At 62.8% G+C, this 19,467-nt stretch carries 17 protein-coding genes and 2 pseudogenes; 16 read left to right on the top strand and 3 right to left on the bottom strand.

All coding sequences use genetic code 11. The features are described from left to right. The 3 genes and pseudogenes from XpopCFBP1817_RS05000 to hemC form a co-directional block, all read left to right on the top strand. Nucleotides 1–336 (top strand): annotated as a pseudogene (locus XpopCFBP1817_RS05000) (hypothetical protein); the annotation flags it as partial. A gap of 31 nt (nt 337–367) precedes the next feature. Next, entirely contained in the window at nt 368–1,099 is a 732-nt protein-coding gene (locus XpopCFBP1817_RS04995; RefSeq protein WP_128416258.1) for a LytR/AlgR family response regulator transcription factor, read from the top strand. Between the two features lie 36 nt (nt 1,100–1,135). Next, nucleotides 1,136–2,050, top strand: coding sequence for a hydroxymethylbilane synthase (gene hemC, locus XpopCFBP1817_RS04990; RefSeq protein ID WP_128416257.1), 915 nt, complete (start codon nt 1,136–1,138; stop codon nt 2,048–2,050). A gap of 184 nt (nt 2,051–2,234) precedes the next feature. On the opposite strand, the gene XpopCFBP1817_RS04985 is transcribed toward hemC, so the two are convergent. Then, entirely contained in the window at nt 2,235–3,035 is an 801-nt protein-coding gene (locus XpopCFBP1817_RS04985; RefSeq protein ID WP_128416256.1) for a DUF481 domain-containing protein, read from the bottom strand. Between the two features lie 322 nt (nt 3,036–3,357). Between XpopCFBP1817_RS04985 and XpopCFBP1817_RS04980 the strand changes: the two genes are divergently transcribed. Beyond that, nucleotides 3,358–4,323: a helix-turn-helix transcriptional regulator gene (locus tag XpopCFBP1817_RS04980; protein WP_128416255.1), complete on the top strand. Its 966-nt coding sequence runs from the start codon at nt 3,358–3,360 to the stop codon at nt 4,321–4,323. Between the two features lie 283 nt (nt 4,324–4,606). On the opposite strand, the gene XpopCFBP1817_RS04975 is transcribed toward XpopCFBP1817_RS04980, so the two are convergent. Next, complete coding sequence (locus tag XpopCFBP1817_RS04975; protein ID WP_128416254.1) at nt 4,607–5,176, bottom strand: lipocalin family protein; 570 nt, start codon at nt 5,174–5,176, stop codon at nt 4,607–4,609. Nucleotides 5,177–5,592: 416 nt separating this feature from the next. Between XpopCFBP1817_RS04975 and XpopCFBP1817_RS04970 the strand changes: the two genes are divergently transcribed. The 4 genes and pseudogenes from XpopCFBP1817_RS04970 (at nt 5,593) to XpopCFBP1817_RS04955 (ending at nt 9,928) form a co-directional block, all read left to right on the top strand. Further along, nucleotides 5,593–5,904: a hypothetical protein gene (locus XpopCFBP1817_RS04970; protein WP_128416253.1), complete on the top strand. Its 312-nt coding sequence runs from the start codon at nt 5,593–5,595 to the stop codon at nt 5,902–5,904. Nucleotides 5,905–5,975: 71 nt separating this feature from the next. Then, nucleotides 5,976–8,070, top strand: a pseudogene (locus tag XpopCFBP1817_RS04965) (prolyl oligopeptidase family serine peptidase). 259 nt (nt 8,071–8,329) lie between these two features. Next, on the top strand, nt 8,330–8,836 hold the full coding sequence (locus tag XpopCFBP1817_RS04960; protein WP_244171059.1) for a hypothetical protein: 507 nt from the start codon (nt 8,330–8,332) through the stop codon (nt 8,834–8,836). Between the two features lie 135 nt (nt 8,837–8,971). Then, nucleotides 8,972–9,928 carry a hypothetical protein gene (locus XpopCFBP1817_RS04955; protein ID WP_128416252.1) on the top strand — a complete coding sequence of 319 codons (957 nt, stop codon included), beginning with the start codon at nt 8,972–8,974 and terminating at the stop codon, nt 9,926–9,928. Nucleotides 9,929–9,945: 17 nt separating this feature from the next. Here the strand turns inward: XpopCFBP1817_RS04955 and XpopCFBP1817_RS04950 are convergent, their stop codons facing one another. After that, on the bottom strand, nt 9,946–11,166 hold the full coding sequence (locus XpopCFBP1817_RS04950; protein WP_128416251.1) for a pyridoxal phosphate-dependent aminotransferase: 1,221 nt from the start codon (nt 11,164–11,166) through the stop codon (nt 9,946–9,948). 385 nt (nt 11,167–11,551) lie between these two features. Between XpopCFBP1817_RS04950 and XpopCFBP1817_RS04945 the strand changes: the two genes are divergently transcribed. From XpopCFBP1817_RS04945 to hslU, 8 genes are all read left to right on the top strand, one after another. Continuing rightward, nucleotides 11,552–13,657 carry a S9 family peptidase gene (locus XpopCFBP1817_RS04945; RefSeq protein WP_128416250.1) on the top strand — a complete coding sequence of 702 codons (2,106 nt, stop codon included), beginning with the start codon at nt 11,552–11,554 and terminating at the stop codon, nt 13,655–13,657. Between the two features lie 163 nt (nt 13,658–13,820). Continuing rightward, on the top strand, nt 13,821–14,219 hold the full coding sequence (locus XpopCFBP1817_RS04940) for a YbaN family protein (RefSeq protein WP_128416249.1): 399 nt from the start codon (nt 13,821–13,823) through the stop codon (nt 14,217–14,219). Between the two features lie 39 nt (nt 14,220–14,258). Beyond that, nucleotides 14,259–14,495 (top strand): LPS translocon maturation chaperone LptM, encoded by a 237-nt coding sequence (gene lptM / locus XpopCFBP1817_RS04935; RefSeq protein ID WP_128416248.1) that lies wholly within the window; start codon nt 14,259–14,261, stop codon nt 14,493–14,495. Then, nucleotides 14,485–15,336 carry a diaminopimelate epimerase gene (gene dapF, locus XpopCFBP1817_RS04930; protein WP_128416247.1) on the top strand — a complete coding sequence of 284 codons (852 nt, stop codon included), beginning with the start codon at nt 14,485–14,487 and terminating at the stop codon, nt 15,334–15,336. Before lptM ends, dapF begins: the two co-directional genes overlap by 11 nt. Next, complete coding sequence (locus tag XpopCFBP1817_RS04925) at nt 15,336–16,007, top strand: DUF484 family protein (protein WP_167393831.1); 672 nt, start codon at nt 15,336–15,338, stop codon at nt 16,005–16,007. Before dapF ends, XpopCFBP1817_RS04925 begins: the two co-directional genes overlap by 1 nt. Before the next feature lie 78 nt (nt 16,008–16,085). After that, the gene (gene xerC, locus XpopCFBP1817_RS04920; RefSeq protein WP_128416245.1) at nt 16,086–17,003 is read left to right on the top strand and encodes a tyrosine recombinase XerC; all 918 of its coding nucleotides are present in this window, start codon (nt 16,086–16,088) and stop codon (nt 17,001–17,003) included. A 327-nt stretch (nt 17,004–17,330) separates the two neighbouring features. Next, complete coding sequence (gene hslV / locus XpopCFBP1817_RS04915; RefSeq protein ID WP_128416244.1) at nt 17,331–17,882, top strand: ATP-dependent protease subunit HslV; 552 nt, start codon at nt 17,331–17,333, stop codon at nt 17,880–17,882. Between the two features lie 117 nt (nt 17,883–17,999). Beyond that, on the top strand, nt 18,000–19,367 hold the full coding sequence (hslU, locus tag XpopCFBP1817_RS04910) for an ATP-dependent protease ATPase subunit HslU (protein ID WP_128416243.1): 1,368 nt from the start codon (nt 18,000–18,002) through the stop codon (nt 19,365–19,367). Nucleotides 19,368–19,467: the final 100 nt, after the last annotated feature.

Here is a 19,467-nt window from a genome sequence, read left to right as displayed (position 1 = left end):
CACGATGCGCGCACTTGTTTCTACACGATCCGGGTGCAACCAGCTGATCTATCTCGGGAAAACGTGGGGAAACCTCAGGTGCTGCATGGGATTTCGCGCCTGCCCGAAGGCGGCACGCTGTACCTGTCGCTGCGTCAGCGCGGCAGCCAGTTGCAGATCCGCATCGTCAATCCGGCCCCGCAGCCGGGTACTCAATTGCCGCTGCTCGCCGGCGCCGGACACGCCCAAGCCAGCATCTCGCACCGCTTGGCATTTCAGTTCGGTGCCGGGGCCCGGATGGCGGCCAGCTGGGCTGAAGGCTACTATGCCTGTGAGATCACATTGCCGCTGCCGTGAAGGGGAACGTCACTGCAGCGAGGGGGAGTCCATGACGGCCACGCAAGTGCGGGTGCTGATCGCCGATGACGAGCCACTGGCGCGCGCGCGCCTGCGCCTGTTGCTGGGCGAACATCCGCACGTCGACGTGATTGGCGAGGCCGAAAACGGCCAGCAGGTGCTGCAGCAATGCCAACACCTGCATCCGGACCTGGTGCTGCTGGACATCGCCATGCCCGGCGTCGACGGCCTGGAAACCGCACGGCTGCTGCGCCAAAGCCAGCCCCGACCGGCGGTGGTGTTCTGCACCGCCTACGACCAGCACGCGCTCTCGGCCTTCGACGCGGCCGCACTGGATTACCTGATGAAACCGGTGCGCCCGGAACGGCTGGCCGCCGCACTAGACAAGGTGGCCACCTTTCTGGCCGGGCGTGCGCCCAGCGCCACGCCGCCGCCATTGCGCACGCATCTGTGCGCACGTCTGCGCGGCAGCCTGCGGCTGATCGCCATCCAGGACATCCGTTACCTGCAGGCCGAAGAAAAGTACGTCATCGTCCACCACACCCGTGGCGAGGACCTGATCGAAGAGTCGCTCAAATCGCTGGAAGATGAATTCGCCGACCGTCTGGTGCGCATCCACCGCAACTGCTTGGTCGCGCGCGCCGAGCTGGTGGAACTGCGCCGTAGCGGCGATGGACAGGTGCACGCGGTGCTGCGCAACGTGCTGCAAACCCTGGAAGTGAGCCGCCGCTGCGTGGCCAGCCTGCGCGAGCAACTGCGCTAGGTAGGCGTTATGCGTCCGGTCCGTGATAATGGCCGGATGACCACGCTCCGCATCGCCACCCGCAAGAGCCCGCTCGCCCTTTGGCAGAGCGAACACGTCGCCGCCGCGCTGCGCCAGCACCATCCCGGGCTGGAGGTCGTGCTGGTGCCGATGAGCACCCGTGGCGACGAGGTGCTGGACCGCTCGCTGGCCGCGATCGGCGGCAAGGGCCTGTTCCTCAAGGAACTGGAGCTGGCGATGCTGCGCGGCGAGGCCGATTGCGCAGTGCATTCGCTCAAGGACGTGCCGATGGAACTGGACCCCCCATTCGTGCTGCCGGCGATTCTGGAGCGCGGCGATGCGGCCGATGCGCTGGTCTCCAATCTCTACGCCACCTTGCAGGCGCTGCCGCTGGGCGCACGCGTGGGCACCTCTTCGCTGCGTCGCCAGGCGCAGTTACGCGCCGCGCGCCCTGATCTGGAACTGATCGACCTGCGCGGCAACGTCAACACCCGCCTGGCCAAGCTCGACAATGGTGGCTATGACGCCATCGTGCTGGCCTGCGCCGGTTTGCAGCGGCTGGGTTTCGCTGCGCGCATCACCGAGCGACTGGACGTACCGGAGTGGTTGCCTGCACCTGCACAAGGCGCAGTGGCGGTGGAATGCCGTGGCGACGATGCGCACATTCATGACCTGCTGGCGGTGCTGGATGCCGGCCGCACACGCGCCTGCGTGGAAGCCGAGCGGGCGATGAATCGCGCTCTGCACGGCAGCTGCCATGTGCCGGTGGCTGCCTTCGCGCGCTGGGAAGGCGAAGGATTGTTCCTGCAGGGCATGGTCGGCAGCGCCAGCGACGGACGCCTGATCCACGCCGAGGCGCACGGCAGCGCCGAGGACACCGAAGCACTCGGCCGCTTGGTCGCGCAAGGTCTGTTCGACAAGGGCGCCGGGCAGTTGTTGGCAGAGCTGTAACCACAGCGCGTCAAGCGTGCGAACGGCGCAAAGGCCTAAGTGAGCTGCACGCGCATGCATGATTGGAATGCGCGCGTGCGGCGCGATGAAGCGCTTTGATCAAGCCTCACCGCGCCGCAGTATCCTGCAGGTGCGTATCGATCCGGTAGCCAGCGCCGGCTGCGCGTTTCTTTTGCAGTCGCGCTTATTTGAACGTATAGACCAGGTTGACCGTGGTCAGCGTGTCGGTCTTCTTGTCGCCTTCGCTGACCTCGCTGTTGTGGCGCATCTGCCACGCGGCCTTGAGCGCGAAGTGCGAGTTCATGCTGACCTGCACGCCGAAATCGTTCTGCGCATAGGTGTTGTATTCGCCCGATTCCACCAGCAGCGTGTTGATCAGGTCGGTGTTGTCGGTGACGGTGTATTTGAGGTCGAACAGGCCGCGCCCGATCAGGCCGGTCTCATTGCGATCTTCGTCGCTGTTGTGCGCGCGGCGGATACCTGGCCCCACCTGCGCATCCAGATAGAAACGGTTGGCGTTGATCAGGCGCGTGCCGTAACCGATACCGAAGGTGGCTAGGCGGTCATAGGTGGCGAAGTCATCCATTTCGTAGCGACCGGTGGCGGTCAGCTGGCGGTGTTCGCCCAGCTGCAACGCACTGCCCACGCTGCCGGTGTAACGCTCGGCGGTGGTCTGGCGTTCGCGTTCTGTGCTGCCGTCGTCATTGGTATTGGTGTACTCCGAGCTCGACCGCAGCGCGGTGGCATCCAGGCTGTGGATCCAGTCGCCATCGGTATAGCGCAACCGGACACGGCCGTTGAGGCTGTCGGTGGTGCTGTTGCCGTGGGCGGCGGCATAGCCGAGCTCGCCGCTGCTACCGCTCCAAGGTGAGGGCATCAGCGCCGCAGCCGGATCCACCGGCACCGGTGCGACTGCCTGGGCCCAGACGATGGGCGTGATCAACAACAGCGGCAGCAGGGCAGACAACAGGGCACGGCGGGGCATGGGCAGCTCGTTCTGGAGGAGTAGGGTTTATGGGTGTAAGCGGTTTCATGATAACGGACTGGGCGTCTGCGTCATGGCCGGGTGAGCGCCGCGCTTCATTGGCGGTTCGGTCGATGGCCTTAGATGGCGGTCGATTGGGCTGATCGGGCTGATCGGGCGCGCCATGATCAAGCGTGACACTTCCGCCAGTGTCACTTAAGAGCGATACGGCACCGCAGCGGGGCAGGCCAGGCGCGGGTCTGCGCATGCGGACGGCCTGCCATCGTGGGTTCCGCCCATCCACGCTCACCCTGCCGCGCAAAGACTCGGACATAATCGACGCATGGACCGCTACGAACGCATCAACTCCCTGCATCGCTTGCTCAAGTCGGCACGCTACCCGGTCACGGTGGCGCGGCTGCAGGATGAGCTGAGCTGTTCCCGCGCAACCGTGTATCGTGATCTGGCGTTTCTGCGCGATGCGCTGATGGCGCCGGTGGAAGGCGACGGCGAGTCGGGCTTTCGGTATCTGTCCGGCGAAAGCGACCGCTTCGAGTTGCCCGGCCTGTGGTTGAGCTCGGAAGAGTTGCACGCCCTGCTGGCCTCGCAGCAATTGCTCGCGCGCACCGGCGGCGGGGTGTTGTCGTCGATGCTGGCGCCGCTGCAGCAACGGATCGAAGGGTTGCTGGCCGCCCAGGCCGGTGTGTCGCAATGGCCGGTGGACCGGGTGCGGGTGATTCCGCATCGCGGCCGCAAGCTGGACGAAGCCAGCTTCCGCACCGTGGCTTCGGGCGTGTTGGAGCGCAAGCAATTGAGCTTCGATTACCGGGCGCGTTCAACCGACGAATCGACCAAGCGCATCGTCTCCCCGCAGCGCATCACCCATTACCGCGACAACTGGTATCTGGACGCTTGGGATCACGGCCGCGATGGCGTGCGCAGTTTTGCAGTGGACCGCATCAATCACGCGCGCCTGCTCGAAACCGTGCCGCGCGATGTGCCAGACAGCGAATTGGACGCGCAATTGGCGGCCAGCTACGGCATTTTTTCGGGTGCGCCCAAGGGCTGGGCCACGATCGCCTTCAGTGCCAAGGCCGCGCGCTGGGTCGCCGACGAGCACTGGCATTCCAAGCAGCAGGGGCGCTTTCTGCCCGACGGCCGGTACGAGCTCAAACTGCCGTACAGCAACTCACGCGAATTGCTGATGGACGTGCTGCATTACGGCTCGGATGCAGAAATTGTCGAACCGGTGTCGCTGCGCGAGCAGGCCAAGGCGTTGTTGTCGCTGGCGCTGAGCAATTACGACTGAGCGTGGCTGGGCGGTGGCTAACTTGTAGCGAGCCGGCGTGCAACAAGCGCGTGCGCGCAGTGCCACGCGCCTCTCTTGCGCAGCGCTTGGCACTGCGGCCAGAGCCTGTATCGGCTGTTGGCTGCGCACCGCCTTATGCAACCGCGCCAGGCGCGGGCTGATGCTCTAGAAATCACAACGCTGACGACGACGCATTGCATCTGATCTTCCTTCGACCGGCGCATCTGATTAGCTGACGTCTTAACAGCCGAATCTTGCCAGGCAACCGATCGACACGCCAACGTCAGCGCTTGTTCGGTACTTCAAAGCCCAAGCGGTCAACTTGATCGCGAAGCTGCGGCACGCGCTTGAGTTTGTCGGTATAGATCGAATAATCGTCGCGCATCTTGTCGACCAGCTTGCGGTACTGATCGCGGCTCATGTCCGGCTTGCGCGCGAAGATCCAGGCCAGATCGCGCCCGGGGTAGGAGATCAGCATCCAGGAACCATCCGGTGCGATTTCCAGAATGCGCTGCTTGGCTGGGATGACCCTGTAGAACCACACCCGCCAATCGCGGTTGCCGCTCTCCGCATCCACCGACGCGCGTGCGCTGACTTCTTTTTCCGGCTCGCCAAAACCATCGCGATACAGATAGCGCACCACCACCTTACCGTCTTCGACCAGGGTGTACTCGTCGCGGCTGGTGACATGGCCGCGTTCCACCGGATTGGGCATGCGCGCAATCACGTACCAAGTGCCCATGATCTTGGACAGATCGACCGCCGGTTCATCGGCAGACGTGTCCTTGGCGGATGCCACGGGCAAGCCGAGGATGAACAGAAAAGCGAGGGCGATCGTAACGGTCAGGCGCATCGCAACATCACAAAAAGGGCGGTTGAAGCAGTGCACTATCGCATGAAGGGGGCAAAGTTCGCGTCAATGATCGGTTCTGGCGTCGGTGGCCGCATTTTGCTCGCAGGGCCGATGGGCATTGCGATCAGGGTACCGGTGTGCGCTTGGCGCAGCTAACGTCTGCTGTGCCAGCAATGTGGGTGGCTTGAAGGGTGATCGAGCGGAGTCTGGCCTCGGCATGACCAGCCGGGAGGGGCAGCGCAGAAGAGGCCTGTGCGGGCACTGGCTTGTGGGGGGATGCGGTGGCCGCAGCTGCCTGGACATGTTGGCGGCGATCGCATCCGCATCGACCGCGCCACGGCCAGGTCGCAGTCGGTGAGATGGGCGCAGGCAATCCTGCCGGCTTATTGTGATCCTTCCTGCCACGGAGTGCCGCCATGTCGCATCGTTATCCCCTTCGTTCCGAACGTCCCGACCCGGCCGTGCTGCGCCCAGTCCGGCAGATCGCCCTGGCCGGGCTGGCCCTGGTGCTGGTGTGGCCGGCCGCGCGCGGCCACAGCGAGTGGATCGGCTGGCTGCCGCTGTGGCTGGTCGGTATGCCGATGCTGGCGTGGTGGAGCCTGCACCGGTTCGCGTTGCCGACTCTGGTGCGGCCCGGTGCGCGACGCGCTGCGCCACGTCGGCGCGGGCCGCAGGCGCAACGCCGGCGCAGTACTTCACGTGTGGCGACACAGGTGCGCGCGGCCTGACCTTCGGCAGGGCCGGGCGGGCGGAGGGCTGTGCTACGGTCCGGCCGTCCGCTCGTTCTCTCGGAAAATTCATGTCCAAGTTCGCCTCGATCTGCCTGGTTGCCGGCCTGATCACCGCTGGCGCCGTCTCTGCAGAGGAAACCGCCGTGCCCAACGATCCCTACACCTGGCTGGAAGATGTCACCGGCGCCAAGTCGCTGGAGTGGGTGAAGGCGCAAAACGCCAAGACCGAAGTGCGGCTGGCCGCCACCCCGGCGTTCACGCAGATGGAAACCAGCATCCGTGAGGTGCTGGATTCGGACGCGAAGATTCCCGGCGTCCAGAAGATCGGCCCGTATTACTACAACTTCTGGAAGGACAAGCAGCACGAGCGCGGGCTGTGGCGGCGCACCACGCTGGACGAGTACCGCAAGCCGGCGCCCCAGTGGGAAACCGTGCTGGACCTGGATGCGCTCAACAAGGCCGAAGGCGAGAACTGGGTCTGGCACGGCGCCGATTGCCTGCGCCCGGATTACCAACGCTGCCTGATCTCGCTGTCGCGCGGCGGCGCAGATGCCGATGTCACGCGCGAATTCGATCTGGCCGGCAAGCAGTGGGTCAAGGACGGTTTCTTCCGTCCGGAAGCCAAGGGTGGCCTGGGCTGGATCGACAAGGACACCGTTTACGTCTTTACCGATTTCGGCCCCGGCGCACTGACCAGCTCCGGCTACCCGCGCATCGCCAAGCAGTGGAAGCGCGGCACCGCGCTGAGCGCCGCCACGGTGGTGTACGAAGGCAAGCCGACCGATATGTACATCGCCGCCATGCACGATGACACGCCCGGATTCGAGCGCGATTTCGTCAGCCGCGCGCTGGCCTTCTACAACGACGAGATGTATCTCAAGGGCGCCGACGGCAAGCTGGTCAAGGTGGATGCGCCAAATTCGGCCAGCAAGTCGGTCAAGCGGCAATGGCTGACCCTGGAACTGCGCGAACCGTGGACGGTGGGCGGCAAGACCTACAAGGCCGGCTCGCTGCTGGCGACGCGCTTTGACGACTTCATGGCGGGCAAGCGCAACTTCGATGTGCTGTTCGAGCCCACCGACACCACCTCGCTGGCCGGCATCGCCTGGACCAAGTCGCACCTGGTGTTGAATGTGCTGGAAGACGTCAAGAACCGTCTGAGCGTGATCACCCCCTCGCAGGATGGCTGGAAGAAGAGCGCCTTCGTCGGTGCGCCGGCATTCGGCACCGTGGATGTCAGCGCGGTGGACAGCGATGACAGCGACGCGCTGTGGTTGACCGTCACCGATTATCTGAACCCCCACCACGTTGTCGTGGGGGGAGGTGGGCACCGCGCCGCAGCCGCTCAAGACCATGCCGGCGTTCTTCGATGCCGGCAAGGACAGCATCGAGCAGCACTTCGCTACCAGCAAGGACGGCACCCGCGTGCCGTATTTCCTGGTGCGCCCGAAGGCGTTGAAACTCGATGGCAGTGCGCCGACGTTGCTGTATGGCTATGGCGGCTTCGAGATTTCGATGACGCCGAATTATTCCGGCTCGATGGGCCGCGCCTGGCTGGAAAAGGGTGGCGTCTACGTGGTGGCCAACATCCGCGGCGGCGGCGAATACGGCCCGCGCTGGCACCAGGCCGCGCTCAAGCAGAATCGCCACAAGGCCTACGAAGACATGGCTGCAGTGGCCAAGGATCTGGTCGCGCGCAAGATCACCTCGACCAAGCATCTTGGCGTGCAGGGCGGCAGCAACGGCGGCCTGATGACCGGCAACATGCTGACCCAGTATCCGGAACTGTTCGGTGCGGTGGTGGTGCAGGTGCCGCTGCTGGACATGAAGCGCTACAGCCACCTGCTGGCTGGCGCCTCGTGGATGGCCGAATACGGCAACCCGGATACCGACGACTGGAAGTTCATCCAGACCTTCTCGCCGTATCATCTGTTCGACCCGAAGAAGACCTACCCACCGGTGATCTTCCTCACCTCCACGCGCGACGACCGCGTGCACCCGGGCCACGCGCGCAAGATGGCCGCCAAGATGATCGAGGCCGGCAAGGACGTGACCTACTACGAGAATATCGAAGGCGGCCACGGCGGTGCGGCCAACAATGCGCAGGCGGCGCACATGGCGGCGTTGGCCTACAGCTTCCTGTGGGAGCGATTGACCGATTGATTGCTTCAGTTTCGGTTAGCCGGCTGGCTTTGGCTTTGCCCATGCCCAGTCCGGCAACGACTGAATAATTTAGTGCGGCGCAAAACGGGTTGAATTTTAATTTCAATGGGTGTATCAAGAAATATCGGGTGTCCGGATGTATGGCGTCCCGAACTGGAAACTCCCAAAGGGAGTGTTGCGATATACATTTTGATAATAGGAGATATTATGAAAATTATGAAAATTGCAGCGATGGGTATGATTTATTGCGTAGTATCCGGTGTTAGCGCTCAAGATGGAGGGGGGGGCTAATGAGACTATAAGGGCGGCGCTGGACCAGCGACTAATGGATCAGGAGGTTGCTCCGATTCGCTCTCAAGCGGAATTACAAGAATATTTACGGGTTCTGCCTGCTCGATCACCTTTGAAATTTTTGTCTCCTGTGGCGAGAGAAAAGTTTTTAAACAGCCTAGTCTTTTCGCGAAATGGCCTTGCGAGCTATTCGTACAAGGATTTGGCGATCGAGTTGACGGCGCTTGAGGCATATAAAGTTCTGGCGCTGTTTGGTCAGCAGGCAACAGTCACACTCATTCCTGGATTGAGGCAGCCCGATGGGTTTAGCAAGACGATCATGTCTTCTGCAGGTTCCCGTGCATTTGCAAGTCCAGGCGATGGGAGATGCAGCCCGGAAGCGAGCAGTAAAGCGGATTACCCTGACCATGCTTGCGTAGCCAGGGCTACCTGTGTGGAAGCTCTCGGGAAAATTTGTGTTGGCGCCAACTGCTAGTCAGTTCTAGCGCTGGCGTTCGCCAGGCCGCATCGATACATTATGATTGGGGCATGGCGTTTTTTGCCGATGTGGAGAGATGCAAAAGGTGAGGGCGGCTTCCCTTTCTGATTCAGGCCATTGGAGGCTGATGTCATGTCGATTGGTCAGTACCGGTTCCGCTGGGTTCTCGCCCCGGTGTTTCTGCTGGTTACGTGGGTGTGCCGGGCGCAGGGTCCTGCGGAGCCGCTGAATGATGCTTACCGCCGCTTGGTTGAGCTCGATGATGCGACTCTGAGCCTTCCCCGTAACGAACGCCTGCAACGTCTGGCGGATGCTTACGACACTGGTTTTGCGCCTGCGGTCAACGCGTCGCACTTGATTGACGTCTCTGCGGAGGACCTGGAGATACTTTCGCAGGCGAGCCAGCGCCTTGCCTACTACACCAAAGACGAACGCTATTTGCATGACATGATCAAGGTCATGGACGCATACGGCTCATCCGCAGGGCCCGATGCAGTGAAGCGCTACCACCAGACGCTTCTACAGTTCCGCCGCTTCGCTGAGGCAAAGCGACTGGCACTGCATCATCCCGACTTGGCGTTTGAGCCAGTACCCGATGTAGTAAGGGCGGCGTCCGCTGTTCGGCCGAATGCCTATGCCATCGATCAGGACAAGAGGCGGCTGCGCGAAATCCAGGTGCCGTTGCGCGGAGACACACTGGTCGTGGTCGTCCTTCCGCACTGCAGGTTTTCAGTGAGAGCCATGGACGATCTGAGGCATCATCCGCTCTTGCGTGGCGTCACCCTTGTATGGTTGGCGCCTGTTGGGCTGCGTCTTGATTACGAGTTATTTGAAACTTGGAATAAGACGCATACGGATCAATCCATCGTACTGGCACGCCACACTGCGGATTGGTCAATGATCGACAGTTGGGGTACGCCGACCTTTTATCTGATACATGACGGAAAGGTGGTTGCCAATTTCTCAGGCTGGCCGCAGGAGGGAAACTGGACGCAATTGCAGGTGCTGCTTGCCAAACGGTCCGAGGGGCGCATCGAGTCGGCGGCTACGGCAGACAGTGACGTGGGCCAAAGCACGCCAGTAAAGTAGGCACGCAGGCCGCACTGTCAGATGGATGGCGTGAGCGCGTCTGGTACCTCTGTTCCGATGTGCCGCAACCCACGCGCAATGCGCTCAACCGCCTGTCCCAGCCGCGGCAGGCTCTGCGTATACGCGATGCGGACATGCTGGTTGGCGCGGTGGTGGCCGAAGTCGATGCCTGGGGTGAAGGCGACATGTTCGGTTTCCAGGAAGTGGGCGCAGAAGGCCTTGGCATCGCCGGAGAATGCGCTGATATCGGCGTACAGATAAAACGCGCCTTGCGGTTCGACGTCGATTTTGAAGCCTAATGCGCGCAAGGCCGGCAGTAAATAATCGCGACGTTGTTGAAACTCGGCACGGCGGGCTTCGAAGATGACCATGCTTTCTGGCGTGAAACAGGCCAGTGCAGCGCGCTGGGCGATCGTGGAGGCGCTGATGTAAAGATTCTGCGCGAGTTTCTCCAATTCAGGCACCGCCTTGGGTGGAGCGATCAGCCAGCCCAGCCGCCAACCGGTCATGCCGAAATACTTGGAAAAACTGTTCAACACGAAGGCGCCATCGTCCACTTCCAGCACGCTGTGCGCGTCCAGCCCATAGGTCAGGCCGTGGTAGATCTCATCCACCACCAGATGACCGCCACGAGCCCGCAACGCCTGCGACAACGCGGCCAGTTGCGCGCGCGACAGCACACTGCCGGTGGGATTGGCCGGCGAGGCGACCAGTGCACCGACGCTGTCGGCATTCCAGCAGGCGTCGACCAGGCCTGGCGTCAGTTGGTAATCGGTATCCGCGCCAACCGGCACCAGCTGCGCGGCGCCTTCGACCAGACGCAGAAAGTGCCGGTTGCACGGATAGCCGGGGTCGGCGAGCAGCCAGTGTTTGTTCGGGTCGACCAGCAGGCTGCTGGCCAGCAGCAGCGCGCCGGAACCGCCAGGCGTAACCAGGATCCGTTCCGGATCGATATCGCACCCGTAGCGCTGCGCATAGAAACCGGCGATGGCTATGCGCAGTGCGGGAAGGCCGCGTGCGGCGGTGTAGCGGGTGTGCCCGGCGGCCAATGCAGCCTGTCCCGCGGCAACGATCGGTGCAGCGGTGGTGAAATCCGGCTCGCCGATTTCCAGGTGGATCACATCGTGGCCGGCCTGTTCGAGCGCGTTGGCGCGCGCCAGGAGCGACATCACATGGAACGGCGCGATGTCCTGGCTGCGACGGCTATACCCGGAGGAGTGCGGAGGCGTGGTATCCATCGGCAGGATGGTAGACCAGCCAGTGCACAGGTTTTGTTACCGCGCGGCAAAGATCACCGCGTGTTCGTGCACGTGCGAAACCATGGATGCCTGTGGGGACCAGGTGCGTGCTGGTCGAATGCGCGCAGTCCTTGCGCGCAGACACGCACGGCATCGGCATCGGGCGGTCGCTGCCCGCTCTGCCGCACGGCCACACACGATCATCCGGACCTGGGCCATAGGCCATGAGACATCGCCACTTCTCCGTTCCACGCGGTACCAATCTCCTGGCACATGACGCTGCGCGCCGGTCTCTTCTACACTCGGGCGCTGGGATGGCATTGCGTTCATCCAATGGCCCCCAATCTGATGAAGCCTGTCCTGACTCTTGTTGATCGCCAGCCTGATGACCACCTCTGCTCCTTCCGCCTTTGCAGCTCTCCCGTCGCCGCCGGACGTGGCCAAGCATCCGCATGTAGTCAAGACCCCGTTCGGTGCCACCCGCAACGACGACTACTACTGGTTGCGCGACGATAAGCGGCAAGACAAGGCGATGCTCGCCTATCTCACTGCCGAGAACGCCTACACCGACGCGTTGATGGCGCCGCTGAAGCCGCTGGAAGACACGCTGTATACCGAAATTGTCGGGCGCATCAAGCAGGACGACGCCAGCGTGCCGTATCGCGCACGTGGCTACTGGTACTACACTCGTTTCGAAGCCGGCAAGGATTACCCAATCCAGGCGCGCCGCAAGGGCAGCATGGAGGCGCCCGAACAAATTTTGCTGGACGTCAATCAGCTGGCCGAAGGCAAAGGCTATTTCAGTGTCGGCGATGCGGAAGTCAGTCAGGACAATCGCATCCTGGCCTGGGCCGACGACGCCGTGGGTCGTCGCCAGTACACGATTCGTTTCAAGAATCTGGACACCGGCGAGATCTACCCCGACACCGTGGAAGGCGTCGCGGCGAACGTGGTCTGGGCCGACGACAACAAGACCCTGTTCTATATCGAAAACGACCCGGAAACACTGCTCACGGTGCGCGTGAAGAAGCACGTGCTGGGCACGCCCTCCAAGAACGACGTGCTGGTCTATGAAGAGAAGGACGACAGCTTTTACATGGGCATCGGCCGTACCCGTGACGACAAGTACATCGTCATCGGCGTGGAAAGCACGGTGTCGTCCGAATCGCGCTACGCACCGGCCGACAAGCCCGAGCGCTTCACGGTGCTGGCCAAGCGCCAACACGATGTCGAATATCACCCCGAGCATTTCGATGGTCGTTGGGTGATCCGCACCAATGCCGATGGCGCCAAGAACTTCAAGCTGGTGACCGCGCCCACGGACGCGGCCACGCGCAAGCAGTGGACCGATTGGGTGGCGCACGACGACGCGGTCTATATCGAAAATTTCCAGTTGTTCGATGGGTTTACCGCGATCGAAGAGCGCTCCGGTGGGCTGGAACGCGTGCGACTTAAATTCAACAGTCCGCACATGGATGTGCGGGCTCTTGCAGGTGGGGCTCAATACGTCAAGGCAGATGAGCCGGCGTATTCAATGGGCCTGGCGATCAATTCCGAGCCTGACACCGCGTGGCTGCGTTACAGCTATACCTCGCTGACCACACCGGCAACGACCTACGAACTCAATACGCAGACCGGCGAGCGCAAGTTGCTCAAGCAGCAGCCGGTGATCGGCTACAACGCCAGCAGGTACGCTACCGAGCGCGTGTGGGTGACCGCGCGCGATGGCGTCAAGGTGCCGGTGTCGCTGGTCTACAAGCAGGGCTTCAAGAAGGACGGCACTGCCGCGTTGTTCCAGTACGCCTATGGTAGCTACGGTGCCTCGATGGACCCGGCGTTCAACCTGCCGGCAATCAGTCTGGTGGACCGTGGCGTGGTGTATGCCATCGCGCACATCCGCGGCGGCCAGGAAATGGGCCGCCAGTGGTACGACGACGGCAAATTGCTGCACAAGAAGAACACGTTCACCGACTTTATCGATGTCACCCGCGGGCTGGTTGCGCAGGGCTACGCAGCCAAGGATCGCGTCGCCGCGTCTGGCGGTAGTGCGGGTGGCCTGTTGATGGGCGCGGTGGCGAACATGGCCCCGCAGGATTACCGCGTGATGGTCGCGCAGGTGCCGTTCGTCGATGTGGTCACTACCATGCTCGACGCCAGCATTCCGCTCACCACCAACGAGTACGATGAGTGGGGCAACCCGCAGAACAAGGACTATTACGACTACATGCTGTCGTACTCCCCGTACGACAACGTGCGGAAACAGGCGTATCCTGCGTTGTTCGTCGGCACCGGTTTGTGGGATTCGCAGGTGCAGTACTGGGAACCGGCCAAGTGGGTCGCCAAATTGCGCGACGACAACACCGGTACCCAGCCGATCGTGTTCCGCACCAACATGGAAGCCGGCCACGGCGGCAAATCCGGCCGTTTCCGTCGCTATCGCGAGGCGGCCGAATCGTATGCGTTCGTGCTGGATCAGCTTGGGGTCAAGTAGTTGAGGGGCTGGGGTTGGGGGTTTGGGATTTGGGATTCGTAAGAGCAAGAATCTCCCGTCCCTGCGTGCAGACGTACCTTCATCCGCCATTTGGGCACCTTTTCCCGCTGGGAGAAGAGGATGCCCTGACCACCTCAACCCCGACTGGCCGTATCATTTCCCCATGACGCGACCGACTCGATTCCGCTGGGCCTGGTGGTTGCTGGCGTACGCCAGCCTGGCCACCGGTATCGTCGGTATTTTTGTGACCGGTTTGCCGACCACCGTTTTCATCCTGATCTCCGCCTGGGCCGCCTCGCATGGCTCCGAGCGTCTGCACAACTGGCTGCTCTCGCATGCGCGCTTCGGCCCGGCCATCGTTGAATGGCAGACGTATCTCGCGGTCAGCCGCAAGGCCAAATGGATGGCCACCCTCACCATGACCGTCTGCGCCGGCATCATGCTGTGGTGCGTGCCGGTATTCTGGCTCAAATACCTGTCGATCGGCATCATGGCGGTGGTGGCGATCTGGCTGTGGCTGCGCCCCGAGCCGCCACCGCGCGCGCTGCCCACTGCGCACTGAGCGCACGTCAGTCAGGGTGTTCTGGCTATACTTCGGTGCATGAGCCTTATGTCCCGATCGCCTGTTCGTCTCGCACTGATTGGTGCGACCTTTGCCCTGCTTGCCGCCTGCGGCAACAAGGGCCCGCTGGTGATGCCGCAGAAGCCGGTGCCTGTGGAAGCCCAGCCCGTGCCGCAGCCGCCGGACAAGTCGACGCCGGCACCTGCGCCGGTCGACACCGACGCTAAGCCCGCTTCCACTACCGACCAGCCCGCTAGCAGCGGCAATGAGCGCTGACGGTCGCAGCGCGCGTCTGCGTTTCACCAAAATGCATGGCGCCGGCAACGATTTCGTGGTGCTGGACCTGCGCGACGGCATGCCGCCGCCGGATGCCGCGCTGGCCGCACGTCTGGCGGATCGCCACTTCGGGGTGGGTTGCGACCAGATCCTGACCATCCAAGCCCCGCGCAGCAGCGAGGCAGTGGCCGCCTACGGCATCTGGAATTCCGACGGGTCGGCCGCGCGCCAATGCGGCAACGGTGCGCGCTGTGTCGCTGCCTGGTTGGTACGCGCTGGCGCAGCGCAGGACGATGATTTTGTCATTGACAGTCCGTTCACCGCACACCGCGTGCAGCGTCTGGACGCCGGCACCTATGCGGTGGCGATGGGTGTGCCGCACTTCGAGCCCGCACAGATCCCGTTGGCCGGCTTTGCACATGCGCGCGAGGAATACGCGCTGCCGGTGCACGGGGAGACCGTGCGCTTTGGCGCGGTCTCGATGGGCAACCCGCACGCTGTGGTCGAAGTGGGTCGCGTGGATGCGGCGCCGGTCGAGCGCGTGGGTGCGCTGTTGCAGCAGAACGCCGCGTTCCCCGATTCGGTCAACGTCGGCTTTGTCCAGGTCGTCGACCCGACGCATGTGCGCCTGCGCGTGTTCGAGCGCGGTGTCGGCGAAACCCTGGCCTGCGGCAGTGGCGCCTGTGCGGCGGCCGTTGTGCTGATGCAGCGCGGCCGTGTGGAACGCGACGTGCGGGTGTCCCTGCCCGGTGGGGAACTGCGCATCCGCTGGGCAGACGATCAGCAGGACGTGGTGATGTCCGGCCCGGCCGTGTTTGTCTTCGATGGAGAATGGAACTGATGAGCGAGAGCGTGGATAAATTCAGCGCGCACGAAGTGGCAATGTGGTTGCGACGCCACCCGACCTTCCTCAAACAGTTCCCGGATCTGGCGGTGAGTTTGCTGGTGCCGCGCGACGACGGCCCGACCGCGTCGCTGGCCACCTATCAGCTGGAAGTGTTGCGCGACAAGAACCGTGAACTGTCGCGGCGTCTGCACGAACTTGGCAACAATGCGCAGGACAACGAGCGTCTTGCGGTGTGCACGCATCAACTGACTCTGGCGCTGATGCGTCAGACCAGTGCGGCCGACACGCTCAAGGTGATGGCGGCCTCGCTGGCGGAAGATTTCAATGGCGAACTGGTGCGGCTGGTGTTGCTGACGCCGGTCGCCGGACTGGACGCCGACTGGCTGCAGGTCATCGCCGTCGATGATGCGCGTCTTGCCCCGTTTCGCGATTGCCTGAGCGACGGCGAGCCAATCTGCGGCCGCCTGCAGACCGAAAAACATGCCCTGCTGTATGCCGAGCAGGCCGCCGAGGTGCAGTCGACTGCGCTGCTGCCGTTGCCCGGCATCGGTCTGATCGCGGTCGGTAGCAGCGATGCCAATCGCTTCTATCCCGGCATGGGCACGCTGTTTCTGCGCATGATGGGCGAATCGTTGAGCGTCGCATTGCACTGTTTCGACGCATGATGCGCACTGCAGGGCGCGCCGATACGTGCGATCTGCAGTGGATGGGTGCGCCGATGACGCGGCAGCGAGGAGTTTAAGGTGGCATCGGTCGAAGATTTTCTGGCATATCTGCAGGTCGAACGGCAGGTGTCCGCGCATACGCTGGATGCGTACCGACGTGATCTGGCTGCGCTGGTGCGTTGGGCGGCCGAGCAAAAGAGCGAAGATGGCGCGCAGGTGGATGCTGCGCAGCTGGACAGCGCGCAACTCACTAGCGCGCAATTGCGCCAGTTCGTCGCTGCCGAGCATCGACGCGGTCTGTCGCCCAAGAGCCTGCAGCGCCGGCTCTCGGCATGCCGCAGCTATTACGCCTGGCTGTTGAAGCATGGCCGCATTGCGGCCAGCCCTGCCGCGGCGATGCGTGCGCCCAAGGCGCCGCGCAAGTTGCCGCAGGTGTTAGATGCCGACGAAGCGGTGCGCCTGGTCCAAGTGCCGACCGATGCGCCGCTGGGCTTGCGCGATCGTGCCTTGCTGGAGCTGTTCTATTCGTCCGGCCTGCGCTTGAGCGAGCTATGCGCCCTGCGCTGGCGCGATCTGGATCTGGAGAGCGGGTTGGTGATGGTACTGGGTAAGGGCGAAAAGCAGCGCCTGGTGCCGGTAGGTTCGTATGCGATCACTGCATTGCGCGAGTGGCTGCGCGAGAGCGGCGGGCGTGCCGAAACACCTGTGTTTCCCGGCCGTGCGGGCGGCGCGATTTCGCAACGCGCAGTGCAGATCCGCATCAAGCAACTGGCGGTGCGCCAGGGCATGTTCAAGGACGTGCATCCGCATATGCTGCGGCACAGTTTTGCCAGCCACATTCTTGAATCGTCCGGCGATCTGCGCGGCGTGCAGGAGTTGCTCGGGCACTCGGATATCGCCACCACGCAGATCTACACGCATCTGGATTTCCAGCATCTTGCCAAGGTGTACGACGCGGCGCATCCGCGTGCAAAGCGTAAGAAAGCTGTTGGGTGAGTGTGTGTAGTGGCGGGTGGGTGATGCACTGCGCTGCAGTGCTGCCGCACGCAGATCGACGCTGTTGAGCTCCTCTCCTAATGTAGAAACGGGAAGCACGCTTGCTCGAAGAATGCCTGCAAGCGCCGATCCGCAGCAAGCGCCAACGCGCAGCACGCTTCAATCCGCAGCAAAGCACAGATCCGCAGCAAGCGTTGCCAACTGCGCTCACCAGCGCACGCTGTCTGGCGCGTGAGCGCGCTTGACTCAGCTGATGCGGCGCATCGTGGCAGCGCGCTTGAACCCGGCAGGGGCGTCCCCACCTCATTGGAACCCCCCGGAGGACCCATGGACCCCAGCCAGAATCCCAACATCGTTCACGCCACCACCATCATTTCGGTTCGGCGTGGTGGGCATGTCGCCGTCGCCGGCGATGGTCAGGTCACCCTTGGCCACACCGTCATGAAGGGTAATGCGCGCAAGGTGCGCCGGCTCGGCCGCGAGGGTCAGGTGCTGGCCGGTTTCGCTGGCGCTGCTGCCGATGCATTCACGCTGTTCGAGTTGTTCGAAGCCAAGCTCGACAAGCATGGTCAGCTGACCCGTGCGGCGGTGGAATTGGCCAAGGATTGGCGCACCGAGCGTCGCCTTGGCAAGCTCGAAGCCCTGCTTGCGGTCGCCGATAAAGAAACTTCGCTGATCATCAGCGGCACCGGCGATGTGATCGAACCGGAAGACGGCATCATCGCCATCGGTTCGGGAGGCTCGTACGCCTTGTCGGCTGCGCGTGCGTTGCTGGCGCATACCGATCTGGATGCCAAGACCATCGCCACCGAAGCGATCCACATCGCGGGCGATATCTGTATCTATACCAATCGCAATGTGGTGGTTGAGGAGCTGTGAATCGGGATTCGGCAGTCGGGTTTGGAGATTCGCAAAAGCGCTCCAGATCCTGATCGCCGCTCGGACACCTCGATTCTTCCTATCTCGCCTTTACCAATCTCCAATCCCAAATCCCCAATGCCTAATATCGATACCGCCACCATGACTCCGCGCGAAATCGTGCAGGAGCTCGACCGTCATATCGTCGGCCAGCACGATGCCAAGCGTGCGGTCGCCATTGCGCTGCGCAATCGCTGGCGCCGCATGCAGTTGCCTGAAGAACTGCGCAACGAGGTGATGCCCAAGAACATCCTGATGATCGGCCCGACCGGCGTTGGAAAGACCGAGATCGCTCGGCGTCTGGCCACGCTGGCCAACGCGCCGTTCGTCAAGGTCGAAGCCACGCGCTTTACGGAAGTAGGCTATGTCGGCAAGGATGTGGAGCAGATCATTCGCGATCTGGCCGATACCTCGGTCAAGCTGTATCGCGAACAGGCCAAGGTGCGCGTGCGCAACCATGCCGAAGAACGCGCGGAAGACCGCATTCTGGATGCGCTGTTGCCGCGGCGTGCCACCGGTATTGGTTTTGATCCGGAAGCCGCGCGCAACGAGCCGTCCGCACAGGACAACGACACCCGCATCAAGTTCCGCCGCATGTTGCGCAGTGGCGAGCTGGACGAGCGCGAGATCGAGCTCGAAGTCGCAGTCAATGCGAGCATGGACATCATGACCCCGCCGGGTATGGAAGAAATGGGCCAGCAACTGCGGCAGATGTTTTCCAACCTGGGCAGCGGCAAGTCGCAAAAGCGCAAGCTCACCATCAAGGCCGCGCGCCTGCTGTTGATCGAAGAAGAAGCCGGCAAGCTGGTCAACGAAGACGACGTGCGTGTCGCGGCGATCGAAGCCTGCGAGCAGCACGGCATTGTGTTTATCGATGAGATCGACAAGGTCGCCAAGCGTGGCGAAGCCGGGTCGACCGGTGGCGATGTCAGCCGCGAGGGTGTGCAGCGCGATCTGCTGCCCCTGGTGGAAGGCTCCAACGTGTCGACCAAGTACGGCACGGTCAAGACCGACCATATTTTGTTCATCGCTTCAGGCGCATTTCATCTGGCCAAGCCGAGCGATTTGATTCCCGAATTACAGGGCCGTTTCCCGATCCGCGTGGAGTTGACCGCGCTGACCAAGGCCGATTTCGTGCGCATTCTCACCGAGCCCAAGGCGGCGTTGATCAAGCAATACGAGGCCTTGTTGCAGACCGAGGGCGTGAGTTTGACCTTCGGCGCCGATGCGGTGGACCGGCTGGCCGAGATTGCCGCGCAGGTCAACGAGCGCCAGGAGAATATCGGTGCGCGCCGTCTGCACACGGTGTTGGAGCGGTTGCTGGATACGCTCAGCTACGAAGCCCCCGATCGCGATGGGCAGAGCGTCACCGTGGACGCGGCGTATGTCGATGCGCAGCTTGGCGAGCTGGTGCAGGACCCGGATCTGAGCCGCTACATCCTTTAGGGATGCAGGGTTTTGGCAACGCAAAGGCCCGCCGAATCGGCGGGCCTTTGCGTTGCGTGCCTGGGTCACCGCGTATCGGGGTCAGCAGCGCGTGCATGGC

The organism is Xanthomonas populi (genome assembly GCF_002940065.1).
GTDB classification, from domain to species: domain Bacteria; phylum Pseudomonadota; class Gammaproteobacteria; order Xanthomonadales; family Xanthomonadaceae; genus Xanthomonas; species Xanthomonas populi.
Note: the sequence above shows the minus strand (reverse complement) of the source record. Positions and strands in the feature narration are given on the sequence as shown.

Excerpts from the sequence above, each read along its gene's own strand:
- XpopCFBP1817_RS04985 (WP_128416256.1), bottom strand. The coding sequence starts at position 3,035 with ATGCCCCGCCGTGCCCTGTTGTCTGCCCTGCTGCCGCTGTTGTTGATC.
- XpopCFBP1817_RS04980 (WP_128416255.1), top strand. The coding sequence starts at position 3,358 with ATGGACCGCTACGAACGCATCAACTCCCTGCATCGCTTGCTCAAGTCG.
- hslV (WP_128416244.1), top strand. The coding sequence starts at position 17,331 with ATGGACCCCAGCCAGAATCCCAACATCGTTCACGCCACCACCATCATT.
- hemC (WP_128416257.1), top strand. The coding sequence starts at position 1,136 with ATGACCACGCTCCGCATCGCCACCCGCAAGAGCCCGCTCGCCCTTTGG.
- XpopCFBP1817_RS04970 (WP_128416253.1), top strand. The coding sequence starts at position 5,593 with ATGTCGCATCGTTATCCCCTTCGTTCCGAACGTCCCGACCCGGCCGTG.
- XpopCFBP1817_RS04995 (WP_128416258.1), top strand. The coding sequence starts at position 368 with ATGACGGCCACGCAAGTGCGGGTGCTGATCGCCGATGACGAGCCACTG.
- XpopCFBP1817_RS04945 (WP_128416250.1), top strand. The coding sequence starts at position 11,552 with ATGACCACCTCTGCTCCTTCCGCCTTTGCAGCTCTCCCGTCGCCGCCG.
- XpopCFBP1817_RS04975 (WP_128416254.1), bottom strand. The coding sequence starts at position 5,176 with ATGCGCCTGACCGTTACGATCGCCCTCGCTTTTCTGTTCATCCTCGGC.
- dapF (WP_128416247.1), top strand. The coding sequence starts at position 14,485 with ATGAGCGCTGACGGTCGCAGCGCGCGTCTGCGTTTCACCAAAATGCAT.
- hslU (WP_128416243.1), top strand. The coding sequence starts at position 18,000 with ATGCCTAATATCGATACCGCCACCATGACTCCGCGCGAAATCGTGCAG.
- lptM (WP_128416248.1), top strand. The coding sequence starts at position 14,259 with ATGAGCCTTATGTCCCGATCGCCTGTTCGTCTCGCACTGATTGGTGCG.
- XpopCFBP1817_RS04940 (WP_128416249.1), top strand. The coding sequence starts at position 13,821 with ATGACGCGACCGACTCGATTCCGCTGGGCCTGGTGGTTGCTGGCGTAC.
- XpopCFBP1817_RS04925 (WP_167393831.1), top strand. The coding sequence starts at position 15,336 with ATGAGCGAGAGCGTGGATAAATTCAGCGCGCACGAAGTGGCAATGTGG.
- XpopCFBP1817_RS04955 (WP_128416252.1), top strand. The coding sequence starts at position 8,972 with ATGTCGATTGGTCAGTACCGGTTCCGCTGGGTTCTCGCCCCGGTGTTT.
- XpopCFBP1817_RS04950 (WP_128416251.1), bottom strand. The coding sequence starts at position 11,166 with ATGGATACCACGCCTCCGCACTCCTCCGGGTATAGCCGTCGCAGCCAG.